The following is an 11471-nucleotide window of genomic DNA, read 5'->3' on the forward strand; positions in this document are numbered from 1 at the left end:
CCAGATCGGAGCTCCACCTTGTCTGCCGCGACACGCGTTCTCGTCATCGGCGCCGGCGCCGCGGGATCCGCCGCTGTCTGGGAGCTTGCCCAGCAGGAGAATGTCTCCACGACGGCGATCATCGATGCAAAAAAACGCCCCGTACAACCGCACGCTGGTCAACAAGGCCGTCGCCACCGGACTCATCGACACCCACCAGGCACAGCTCCCTCCGCTGCCCGGCGGCGTGGTCCGTGACAGTGTCCGCGCGGTCGATCCTCTTGAGCAGACCGTCCACCTGCGCTCTGGAGCCCGTCTGGACTATGACGCCCTCATCGTGGCCACGGGAAGCGCGCCACGCCCCCTTCCTTCAGGCATCGCCAGCCCCGCGACCCTGGACAGCGGACAGATGACGCACCTTCACTCGCTGGACGATGCGCTTCGTATGCGCGCCGCCCTCGCGGTTACGACCTCCCCAAGGGGCCTTATCTACGGGGCGGGAATGATCGGAGCCGAAACCTCGGGGATACTGCGCGATGCCGGATGTCGAGTCACGCTCGCCGCCGAGGCACCAGTCCCCGGAGTCACTGCGTTCGGCGCCCCCGTCGCGGAGCGACTCGCCCGCGCCCATCGCCGCGCCGTCACCACCCGCTTCGGTCACACGCTGACGCACCTGGATCTCGAGAAGAACGAGGTGCGCGCGGAGTTCTCCGATGGCCACGTGGCCACGGTGGACCTGGTCATCACCGCTCTGGGCACGATTGCGGTCAGCCCCTCCCCCTGGAACGGTCCGATCACCGTGGATCACCGCCTGCGCAGTCGCACCCACGATCACATCTACGCCGCAGGAGGTGTCGCGGCCCACGAGTCCGACGGACCGACCTGGCGCATCGATCACTGGAGCGACGCCGAGGCCCAGGGCGTTCACGCCGCCCGCAGTCTTCTTGCCTCGACCGGCCTCGCGGGCTCCCCGGGCGTCTACCGCCCGCGCGCCCTCTACAGCGCACAGATCCACCAGCATCTCTACCTCGCCGCGGGACACACCGGCCACTCCGAGAACGTGCGGACCATTTCCACTGTTCCCCTGGTCCCCACTCATGAGCGAGCGGGACAGCTCATCGGCGTCAGCGGCCTGGACGCCGGCGCCGCGGTGATGAACCACCTGCCGCGCCTCCACACCTCTCTCGCATCAATGCCGAGAGCGGAATCCACACCCTCGACAGATACCCCCTAGGGGTATAGGGTGTCGGCATGAACGCTGGCAACCACACCCACCGCCACGACCACGAGGAACCCGGCACACAGCACGCCCACCATTCCCCAGCACCTCATGACAGCCCCACCGCCATCGCTGAGCAGGACGCTCCCGGCGCACACCACGACCATGGATCGCACCGAGGCCATGAGGGCCACTCCGGACACGAGAGCCACTCCGGGCACGGTGGTCACTCCGGTCACGGGGACCACGTCGCACAGTTCCGACAGCTGTTCTGGCTCAACCTGTTCATCGCGGTGCCCGTCGTCGTCTTCTCCCCGATGTTCGCGATGCTCCTCGGATACAGCGTTCCCGACTTCCCCGGCGCACTGTGGATCGCCCCGATCCTCGGCGGCGTCATGTATGTCTGGGGCGGCCGCCCGTTCCTTACAGGGTGTCGCCTCCGAGATCCGTTCCCGCCAGCCGGGGATGATGCTCCTCATCGGGCTCGCGATCACCGTCGCGTTCATCGCCTCCTGGGGTGCCACTCTCGGGCTCCTGGATCACCAGTTGGAGTTCTGGTGGGAGCTGGCTCTGCTGATCGTGATCATGCTCGCTCGGACACTGGGTCGAGATGCGCTCCCTCGCGCAGACGACCTCCGCGCTCGACTCCCTGGCCGCGCCGCTCCCCGATGAGGCGGAGCGCATCGAAGGCGATGATCTCGTGAGCGTCTCGCCGAGCGAGCGCGCGGCACGGTGACCTGGTCCTGGTGCGCCCAGGAGCGAGCGTTCCCGCGGACGGCACGATCCGTGAGGGTCGCGCCGATGTGGACGAGTCCATGGTCACCGGCGAATCCCGTCCGGTCACACGCTCCACCGGAGACTCAGTCGTGGCCGGTACCGTCGCCACCGACTCCAGCCTCCGCATCGAAGTCACCGCCACCGGCGACGACACCGCCCTGGCCGGCATCCAGCGCCTGGTGACCGAAGCGCAGAACTCCTCCTCCCGAGCTCAACGCATCGCCGATACGGCGGCCGCGTGGCTATTCTGGTTCGCGCTCGGCGCCGCCGTGATCACCGCGATCACCTGGTCACTCCTCGGCATGCCCGATGATGCCGTCGTCCGCACGGTGACCGTGCTGGTGATCGCCTGCCCCCACGCGCTCGGTCTCGCGATCCCGCTGGTCGTCTCGATCGCCACCGAGCGGGCCGCCCGCGGCGGCGTCCTGGTGAAGGATCGCCTGGCACTGGAAGCGATGCGCACGGTCGACGCCGTTCTGTTCGACAAGACCGGCACCCTCACCAAGGGCGAGCCCGCCCTCGCCGAGATCATTCCTCGCCATGCGCAGGAGTCCGAGGTGCTGGCCCTGGCCGCCGCCGCCGAGGCGGAGAGCGAGCATCCGCTCGCCCGCGCCATCGTCGCCAAGGCACAGGCCGACGGAATCCAGGTCCCTGCGGGCTCCGACATCAGCTCCACTCCCGCGCTTGGCGTGAGCGCCCGGGTGGACGGGCACGAGATTCGCGTCGGCGGCCCCCGCCTGCTCGAAGAGACCGGAACTGGCGAGATCGAGGAGGCCGAGACCTGGCGAAAGGAGGGCGCGATCATCCTGCATGTCCTGCGCGACGGGGAGGTGATCGGCGGCCTCAAGCTCACCGACGAGGTGCGTCCCGAGTCCCGCGAGGCGATCGATGCTCTGCACGGCCTGGGTGTCGAGGTCGTCATGATCACCGGTGACGCCGAGGCGGTCGCGAACAGCGTCGGTCGCGAGCTCGGCATCGACCGCGTCTTCGCCGGCGTGCGCCCCGAGGACAAGTCCTCCAAGGTGGCCCAGCTCCAGAAGGAGGGCAAGAAGGTCGCGATGGTCGGCGACGGCGTCAACGACGCCCCCGCTCTCGCCCAAGCAGATGTCGGCATCGCGATCGGTGCCGGCACCGATGTCGCGATCGCCTCCGCAGGCGTGGTGCTCGCCAGCTCCGATCCGCGCTCGGTACTCTCGGTCATCGAACTCTCCCGCGCCGCATACCGGAAGATGAAGCAGAACCTCTGGTGGGCCGCTGGCTACAACCTGCTGTCCGTGCCGCTGGCGCCGGAATCCTCGCCCCCATCGGGTTCGTACTGCCAATGTCCGTCGGAGCGATCCTGATGTCCCTGTCCACCGTCGTCGTCGCCCTGAACGCCCAGCTCCTGCGACGCCTCGACCTGCGTCCCGAGGCGACCGCCGCCGCCGTACGCAATCGCCGCTAATGCCCCTACATCGAACGGAATCGATCATGTCCACTGTCCCGGAAAGCACAGAAGACCGGGCCTGCCACAGCGGGCCTCACGGGTACATTCAAGACAAGCCTCGCTACCTCAACCGACTCAAGCGCATCGAAGGTCAAGCTCGTGGAATCTCCCGCATGGTCGACGAGGACGTCTACTGCATCGACATCCTCACTCAGATCTCGGCCCTGAACAGTGCACTCGAGAACGTTGCGCTGGGCCTGCTCGATGACCACCTCCGACACTGCGTCGTCGATGCGGCCCGCGAGGGCGGAGACGAAGCCGAGATCAAGCTCAAGGAGGCCTCCGACGCAGTTCGACGTCTCGTCAAGTCCTGAATCAACTGACCGCGAGCGACGACCCAGTCGATCATCTGGACAGCCGCGGAGCTAGCTGTATGAGGTCATGACGTTGTCGACACGTTCGTGGACTCGGGTGGCCGGGGGCTGATCAGCGCAGGCGGTATGCGGCCGATGATAGTTGTAATGGTGGACCCAGACGCTGATCGCGTCGCGGCGCTCGCCCTCGGAGTAGAAAGCGTGGGCGTAGAGGCATTCCTCGGCGAGGATCCGCTGGTAGCGCTCGACTTTCCCGTTGTGCCGGGGCTTGTAAGGCCGGGTCCGCTGATACCGCGCCGCATGCGCGTTCACGGCGCGCACGAACGTCTTCGCGCGGGACGCGTTGGAACCCACGAGAAGGCGCGCCGGTAACATCACCGCATGGGCATCCTCGTGGACATAGTGGTCGAGTTCGTCGTCGCCCTGTTCATGCCGTCCAGGAGACGTAAGCGGAGGCGGTCGACGGACGGGTGATCGGGTACTCAGACGGTACGCAGTAGCGCCGGAAGCGACCCTCGCCAGCAGATGTGAGCCAGCATTGCAAACGAGCACTGAACTGCATCTCTATAAACTGGGCTGGTCGCAACGATGACGGAATCGGAATCATAATCCGTCGGTCGCGGGTCCAAGCCCCGCCTGGGCTACGCCTCCCCCTTCGTCGGCATCCGCCGCAGCAGGTGGCGCGGCGCGTGCTCGAGCTCGGGGTGAGCAGGCTCGAAGCCGCTCCTGCGCGACCGGGCGTCCGAGACGTCCTGGTCGGTGCGGATCAGCTCGTCGGCCCCGGCGCGGCCGAGCACGAGCGCCGGTCCGGCGGCGGGGACGGGCGACAGAGCGGGCCGGTGCAAGACCCGCCCGAGGGTCCTGGCGAACTCCCCGGCGGTGACCGTTCCCGGCGCAACCGCGTTCAGCGGCCCGTCCGCCGTGCTCGAGAGGATCACGTGGGCGTAGGCCCGGACCATGTCGTCCAGCGAGATCCAGGAGACGGCCGCGTCCCGCGCGGTGAGCCGACCGCCCACGCCCGCGAGGAACAGCGGCGGCTGCGGCGGCAGCGATCCGCCGCCGTCGCTGAGCACCAGGCCCGTGCGGGCGGCGCCACCCGCAGTCCTGCCTCGCGCGCCGGGGTCGTCGCGTCCTCCCAGTCGCGCACCACCTCGGCGAGGAACCCCTCCCCGGGCCGGAGTCCTCGACCAGCTTCTCCCCCGGCCGGCGCGGCCCGTAGTACCCGATGGCGGAGGCCTGCACGAGGGCCGTCGGCCCGTCGGCCATACCGGCGAGGGTGCGGGCGAGGAGCGCGGTCCCCGCGAGGCGGGAGGCGCGGATCTCCGCCCGTGCCGAGGCGGTCCATCGCGTCGCGATCGAGCGGCCCCCGAGGTTGACCACGACGTCCACGCCCTCGAGGTCGGCGGGGTCGAGCCGCCCTCCCTGTGGGTCCCAGGAGATCTCACCCGGCGCCGTCGCGGCGCGCCGCACCAGCGGCCGGACGGTGTGGCCGCCGGTGCGGAGCGACGCCGCCAGCTGGGCGCCGATGAGCCCCGAGGACCCGGCGATCGCCACGGTGAGCGGGCGCCGGCCCGCCCGCGCCGCGTGGAAGGCGAGGTCCTCGCGCGGCTGGCGGGCACGGAAGTCGAGCACGCCCCTCACCAGCTCCCCGACACGGGGCTCCCATCGCTCGAGGTGCCGCGGCGGCTCGACCTCGAGGCGGTCGTGCACCGCGGCGCCGGAGCCGCTCTGCTCGACAGCGTGCTCGTGCCGCCAGGTGCGCCAGGGGCCGCGCACCTGCTGATCGGCGAAGTCGAAGGGCGCCGTCGCATCGGCGTGGCGCAGCGACCAGCGGGGGCGCGGCGGCCGCGGGAGCAACGATGGGCCGAGGCGCACGCCGACGAGACGGCCCTGCCCGGTGCCGCCCTCGGCGGCGTCCTCGGCCGTGGCGAGACCCGGCGGGGTGAGCCGGGTGAGTGCTCCGGGCCTCTCCAGCCAGGCGTTCACCTCGTCCCGGGGATGCTCGAGGTGGTAGCGGGTCTCGATCCTCACGGCGACTCCTCGATTCCGGCGCGGGCGGTGGGCCACCCGATCACATCGGCTCCCCTCACGCTACATCGCCGAGCTATGGACGCGTGGAGCAATGCCGCGGCACGGTGCACGCTCGGCGGGACGCCACGCCGGGCGCGCCCCTGGGACGCCGCGGCCGCACCGTGCCCCGGGTGCAGGAGGAGGCGCTGTGACACGCGCCCGACAGGGTTGTCCGAGGCCTCGCCGTCACCCGCGGGGTCATCGTCTGCGCGGGGCTGGGGCCGGAGATGATCGCTCGACCGAGGGGAGCGGCGCGTCGGAGGTGCTCTCGGCATCGAGCACCGCCGCGATGCGGCGGAGGAAGGCGGCGACCTCACCGCGTACCTCCTCGGGCACCTGCTCCGCCGCCTCCTGCATCCGCGCGTGCAGACCGTCCAGGCGCTCCCGGACCTGCGTGTGCCCGTGGTCAGTCGCGACGACGACGCTCGAGCGGCGATCATCCGGGTTCGGGACCCGCTGCAGATGCCCCGAAGCGGTGAGACGGTCCAGCGGCTTCGAGCTGGAGGCGCCGGAGATCCTGAGCGACCGCGCCAGGCCCAGAGGGGTCAGCGGCTCCTCGTGCCGCTCGTGCGCGATGACATGGCGCGGCGCGTCCAGGTCGGTCATGTTCATGTCCATCCCGGCGCTCGTCCGACGGCGCATGTCGCCGTGTGCGGCCTGGTAGGTGTGCGGCGCCGCGAGCAGGTCGATCGCGGAGTCGTGCTCGGGGTACCAGTAGCCGTCGGGATGCTCGCCCCTCGCCACTTCCCCGGGCTTCTGCGTCCACTCGCCCGACGCGTCGGCGTCGGGCGCATCATCCGCTGCGCCGTCCGCGACCGGATGCGCGGTCCCCTCGCGTCGCGACTCCTGCGCGCCGCCACCTTGGTCCATCCCTGGATCGTAGCGTCCTGTCGGCGTCGGGGGTCCGCGCGGTCCGGACGCCCTACCGAGAGCCCTCCCGCCTCGCCGCGGCGCGCAGGGCCGGCACGCGCTGGCGCTCCGCCGCCGATCTGCTGACCGCCGGCCCCGACGACGCGACGGACCGCGAGCGCCGCGAGGCGGCGCGCGAGCGCGGACCCCCGGCCCGGACTAGCCCGCCTCGAGCGGTGCCGTCAGTCCGACGGTGCCCGCAGCGACCGACGCTTGATCTGCACCTCGGTCAGACGCGCCATGATCTGCTGGTAGCGCTCGGCGTCGGAGGGATCGGTGCGCTGGAGACGCCGCTTGAGCACGGAGTACTCGCGCGTGATCGACAGCTCGCTCAGCCGGTCCAGGAGCGAGACGCCGAGCCGTTCCAGCGCCTCCTCGCTGCGGGCCGGCAGGTCGAGGTTCGCGATCTCCACGATGAGCGGCCGCACCGTCTCGCCGGCGATCTCGAGGACCTGCTCCAGATAGCGCGCGGCGGGCGGCTGCCCGCCCACGGCGTCCAGGAGGGTTCCCGCGGCCAGCATCACGTCCCACACCCCTGCAGGGCAGGGACGTGGAAGGAGTCGTCCGGCAGGGCGGCCACACGCTCCGCGTCCAGCAGGTGCGGGGCCTGCGAGCATCACGGCCAGCGACTGCGTCTCGACCTGGCCCACCGGGTCGCGGGGGCTGACCACGTCGGCCAGGCGCGGGATCGGCAGGACGCCGCCGTCGTCCTCGATCGCCGGGGCACCGGGCCGCTCCCCGCCCGCTCGGGCGGCACCTCGCGGGCGCGGTGCCCGCCGCCGCCCTCGGTGCGGGCGGCGTCGTGCACGGCGCGCGGCACGGTCCGCTCCTCCATGCCCAGCCATCCGGCGAGCCGGCGCGCGTACTCGGGCCGCATCGCACGGTCCCGGATCCTCGCCACGACCGGCGCGGCCATCCGCAGCGCGGTGACCTGGCCCTCGACGGTGTCGAGGTCGACCTGGGAGATGGCGGTGCGGATCGCGAACTCGAACAGCGGCCGGCGGGTCTCGATCAGCTCCCGCACCGCCTCGTCGCCGCGCTGGATCCTGAGGTCGCAGGGGTCCAGGCCGTTCGGCTCGACGGCGACGTAGGTCTGGGCGACGAAGCGCTGGTCCTCCTCGAAGGCGCGGCGCGGCCTTCTGCCCGGCGGCGTCGCCGTCGAAGGTGAAGACGACCTCTCCGGCCAGGCCCTTCCCGTCGGTGTTCAGCCGCGACCCGGCCGACGGGTTCGAGTCACCCATCACGCGGCGGACGATCTTCACGTGCTCGGCGCCGAAGGCCGTGCCGCAGGAGGCAACGGCGGTGGTGACACCGGCCAGGTGCGCGGCCATCACGTCGGTGTATCCCTCGACGACCACCACGCGGTGCTGGGAGGCGATCTCCTTCCGGGCGAGGTCGAGGCCGTAGAGCACGGAGGACTTGTGGTAGATCGCGGTCTCGGGGGTGTTGAGGTACTTGGGGCCCTGGTCGGACTCGAGCAGGCGCCGCGCCCCGAAGCCGATGGTCTTGCCGGTGATGTCGCGGATCGGCCACACGAGCCGCCCGCGGAAGCGGTCGTACACGCCGCGCTGGCCCTGGGAGACGAGCCCGCTGGCGGTGAGCTCCTCCTCGGTGAAGCCCCGTCCGCGCGAGCACCGAGGTCAGCGAGTCCCAGCCCTCGGGCGCGAAGCCGACGCCGAAGTGCTCGGCGGCGGCCTGGTCGAAGCCGCGCTCTTTGAGGAAGCGCCGCCCGATCTCGCCGATCGGGGCGGAGAGCCGCTCGCGGTAGAACTCCTCCGCGATCGAGTGGGCGTCCAGGAGGCGGCGCCGGGTCCCGAAGTCGGGACGGTCACCGCCCTTGCCGTCGCCCTCCTCGTAGTGCGACTGGACGCCGTAGCGACCGGCGAGCATCTCGACCGCTTCGACGAAGCTGAGGTGGTTGATCTTCTGGACGAACGAGATCACGTCCCCGCCCTCGCCGCGGCCGAAGCAGTGCCAGTGGCCGAGCTGGGGGCGGATGTTGAACGAGGGCGTCTTCTCGTCGTGGAAGGGGCACAGCCCCTTCATCGAGCCGATCCCGGCGGTGCGCGGCGTGACGTGCTCGGAGACGACCTCGTCCAGGCGGGAGCGCTCGCGCACGAGGTCCACGTCGGCGCGGCGGATCAGTCCCTGTGCCACCCGCTCAGAGCTCCGATCCGAGGCCGGGCAGGGGCATGTCCGCGGCGGTCACGTGCGTGAGGGCGCGGTCGTAGAGCACCTCGTGCAGGCGCCTCGCGGTGACGTCGGTGTAGGAGGCGATCTGGTCGACGATCACGCGCCGCCGGGCGTCGTCGTCCTCGGCCTCTTCGCCACAGCTCCGCGAAGAGGGGGCTGAGGTGCTGGGTGCCGGTGTGCCACAGCCGGGAGTAGAGGTCGCGGATGATCTCCTCCTGCGCCTCGTAGACGGGCCGCTGGGAGGCGGAGGACATCACGTACGCGGCGGCCAGGCCCTTCAGCACCGCGATCTCGACGTGGGTCTCCTCCGGCACGATCACGTCGCCGCTGTAGCGGGACAGGGGCGCGGGCCCGTGCTCGACGCGGGTGGCGGTGATCGCAGAGCGGGTGAAGCGGCCGATGAGCTGGCTGGCCATGTCCTTCAGCGCCGCGCCCGAGCGCATCGACCCGTCGAAAGCGGACATCCAGGAGGGCTCGGCCTCGAGGCGGGTCAGCGCCGCGTCCAGCGCGTCGAGGCTCTCGTGGGGCATGTACCAGTCCCGGACGACGTACAGCGCGGCGGAGCGCTCCATCGGGTCGCGCAGGCGGCCGAGGTCGAGGGTGCGTCCGGTGATCGCGTCCTCGATGTCGTGGACGGAATAGGCGATGTCGTCGGCGAGGTCCATGACCTGCGCCTCGAAGCACTTCCGGCCCTCCACGGCGCCTTCGCGCGCCCAGGAGTAGACGTCGTGGTCGTCGGCGTAGGTGCCGAACTTCGGGGAATCCGGGTCCGGGCCCTCGCCGCGCGACCAGGGGTACTTGATCGCGGCGTCGACGCAGGCGCGGGTGAGGTTCAGCCCGTGGGGGCGCTCGGGTCCGATCACCTTGGGCTCGAGGCGGGTGAGCAGGCGCAGGGTCTGGGCGTTGCCCTCGAAGCCGCCGAAGTCCTTCGCGAGGTCGTCGAGGACCTTCTCGCCGTTGTGGCCGAAGGGCGGGTGGCCGAGGTCGTGGGAGAGGCAGGCGGCGTCGACCACATCGGGGTCGCGCCGAGCTCGGCGCCGATGTCGCGCCCCACCTGCGCGACCTCGAGGGAGTGGGTGAGGCGGGTGCGGACGAAGTCGTTCGCGCCCGCGCCGAGCACCTGGGTCTTCGCACCGAGGCGGCGCGGCGCGGAGGAGTGCAAAGACCCGGGCCCGGTCCCGCTGGAAGGGCGTGCGGGCCTGGGACTTCGGCGGCTCGGGCACCCAGCGCTCGAGGTCGTGGGCGGTGTAGCCGACGGGCGGGACGGCCGCGGCGGGGCCGGGAGGGGCGGTGGTCGTCATGGCTCAGCCGCCCGAGATGTCGAGCTCGGCCTCGTGGAGGCGCGCCCGGTGCTCGTCGGACAGCTCGCGGGTGTCCATCCAGCCGGCGGGGACGGTGGCGTTGCGGGGGTGGCCGGTGCGGCCGCGCGGCCCCTCGACGTCGGCGCCCGGGTAGGGGGCGGCGAGGTCGAGCTCGGAGAGCTTCTCGTCGAGGTCCGCGAGGGACTCCATGGTCGCGAGGCGGCGACGCATGTCACCGCCGACGGGATAGCCCTTGAAGTACCAGGCCACGTGCTTGCGCAGGTCCTTCACGCCCCGGTCCTCGCTCTCGTAGAACTCGGTGAGCGGCTCGGCGTGGCGGCGCAGGATCCGCGCGACGTCGCCGAGGCCGGGGCGGACCCGTGAGGTGTCGCCGGAGAAGCCGGCGGCGAGGTCGGCGAAGAGCCAGGGCCGCCCCTGGCGCCGCGGCCGACGACGACGCCGTCGGCGCCCGTCTCGTCCATCATCCGCGGCGCGTCCTCCGCGGACCACACGTCGCCGTTGCCGAGCACGGGGATGTCGGTGACGGTCTGCTTGAGGTCCGCGATGGAGGTCCAGTCCGCGGTGCCGGAGTACTGCTCCTTCACGGTGCGGCCGTGGAGGGTGATCCCGGCCGCGCCGACCTCCTGGGCGATCAGACCCGCGTCGCGGTAGGTGAGGTGGTCGTCGTCCACGCCCTTGCGGGTCTTCAGCGTCACCGGCACGTCGCCGGCGGCCTCGACCGCGGCGCGCAGGATGCGGGTGAACAGCTCATCCTTCCAGGGCGGCACGCCGCCGCCGCCGCGACGGGTCACCTTGGGGACGGGGCGACCGAAGTTCAGGTCGATGTGGTCGGCGCCGTCGCGCTCGAGGATCATCTCCACCGAGCGGGCGACGACCGCGGGGTCCACGCCGTACAGCTGGACGGAACGAGGCCGCTCCCGATCGGCCATGCGCGGCGAGGCGCCAGGACTCGCGGTGGTCCTCGATCAGCGCGCGCGTGGTCACCATCTCGGTGGGGAACAGACCGCCGTCGTCCTGGCTGTGCAGGGCGCCGAACTCGCGGCACAGCACGCGGAAGGCCATGTTGGTGACCCCGGCCATGGGCGCGAGCATCACCGGGGTGTCCACGGTGAGCCTCCCGATCGTGAGGGGTCGCCGAATGCGCTCCCGTCCGGTGGCCGACGGGGCGTCGGCGGGGGCGGGAGCGGCGGTCACGGCGGTCG

At 71.4% G+C, this 11471-nt stretch carries 7 protein-coding genes and 6 pseudogenes; 3 read left to right on the forward strand and 10 right to left on the reverse strand.

Going from position 1 to position 11471, the window contains the following annotated elements; all coding sequences use genetic code 11:
• The first annotated feature begins 124 nt into the window (after nt 1-124).
• The 3 genes and pseudogenes from WKH84_RS02325 to WKH84_RS02335 all read left to right on the forward strand — a co-directional run bounded on the left by WKH84_RS02325 (nt 125) and on the right by WKH84_RS02335 (nt 3775).
• Entirely contained in the window at nt 125-1213 is a 1089-nt protein-coding gene (locus tag WKH84_RS02325) for an FAD/NAD(P)-binding oxidoreductase (RefSeq protein WP_341855497.1), read from the forward strand.
• A gap of 302 nt (nt 1214-1515) precedes the next feature.
• Nucleotides 1516-3419: pseudogene (locus tag WKH84_RS02330) on the forward strand (heavy metal translocating P-type ATPase).
• Nucleotides 3420-3445: 26 nt separating this feature from the next.
• Nucleotides 3446-3775, forward strand: coding sequence for a metal-sensitive transcriptional regulator (locus WKH84_RS02335; RefSeq protein WP_103384850.1), 330 nt, complete (start codon nt 3446-3448; stop codon nt 3773-3775).
• A 51-nt stretch (nt 3776-3826) separates the two neighbouring features.
• On the opposite strand, the pseudogene WKH84_RS02340 reads toward WKH84_RS02335, so the two are convergent.
• From WKH84_RS02340 to dusB, 10 genes and pseudogenes are all read right to left on the reverse strand, one after another.
• Nucleotides 3827-4138: pseudogene (locus tag WKH84_RS02340) on the reverse strand (integrase core domain-containing protein); the annotation flags it as partial.
• Nucleotides 4139-4378: 240 nt separating this feature from the next.
• Entirely contained in the window at nt 4379-5806 is a 1428-nt protein-coding gene (locus WKH84_RS02345; RefSeq protein WP_341855498.1) for an NAD-dependent epimerase/dehydratase family protein, read from the reverse strand.
• Nucleotides 5807-6043: 237 nt separating this feature from the next.
• Nucleotides 6044-6715 (reverse strand): MarR family winged helix-turn-helix transcriptional regulator, encoded by a 672-nt coding sequence (locus WKH84_RS02350; protein ID WP_341855499.1) that lies wholly within the window; start codon nt 6713-6715, stop codon nt 6044-6046.
• 221 nt (nt 6716-6936) lie between these two features.
• On the reverse strand, nt 6937-7425 hold the full coding sequence (locus tag WKH84_RS02355; protein WP_341855500.1) for a hypothetical protein: 489 nt from the start codon (nt 7423-7425) through the stop codon (nt 6937-6939).
• A complete protein-coding gene (locus WKH84_RS02360; protein WP_341855501.1) occupies nt 7371-7778 on the reverse strand; it encodes a hypothetical protein in 408 nt (135 codons plus the stop codon). The genes WKH84_RS02355 and WKH84_RS02360 overlap by 55 nt, the downstream gene beginning before the upstream one ends.
• Nucleotides 7779-7908: 130 nt before the next feature.
• Nucleotides 7909-8319 (reverse strand): annotated as a pseudogene (locus tag WKH84_RS02365) (toprim domain-containing protein); the annotation flags it as partial.
• A 106-nt stretch (nt 8320-8425) separates the two neighbouring features.
• Nucleotides 8426-8911: pseudogene (locus WKH84_RS02370) on the reverse strand (CHC2 zinc finger domain-containing protein); the annotation flags it as partial.
• A gap of 4 nt (nt 8912-8915) precedes the next feature.
• Nucleotides 8916-9047: a hypothetical protein gene (locus WKH84_RS02375; protein ID WP_341856745.1), complete on the reverse strand. Its 132-nt coding sequence runs from the start codon at nt 9045-9047 to the stop codon at nt 8916-8918.
• A 70-nt stretch (nt 9048-9117) separates the two neighbouring features.
• Nucleotides 9118-10248 (reverse strand): annotated as a pseudogene (locus WKH84_RS02380) (deoxyguanosinetriphosphate triphosphohydrolase); the annotation flags it as partial.
• A gap of 3 nt (nt 10249-10251) precedes the next feature.
• Nucleotides 10252-11361, reverse strand: a pseudogene (dusB, locus tag WKH84_RS02385) (tRNA dihydrouridine synthase DusB).
• Nucleotides 11362-11471 lie beyond the last annotated feature (110 nt).

The organism is Brachybacterium sp. GPGPB12 (genome assembly GCF_038396325.1).
GTDB classification, from domain to species: Bacteria; Actinomycetota; Actinomycetes; order Actinomycetales; family Dermabacteraceae; genus Brachybacterium; species Brachybacterium conglomeratum.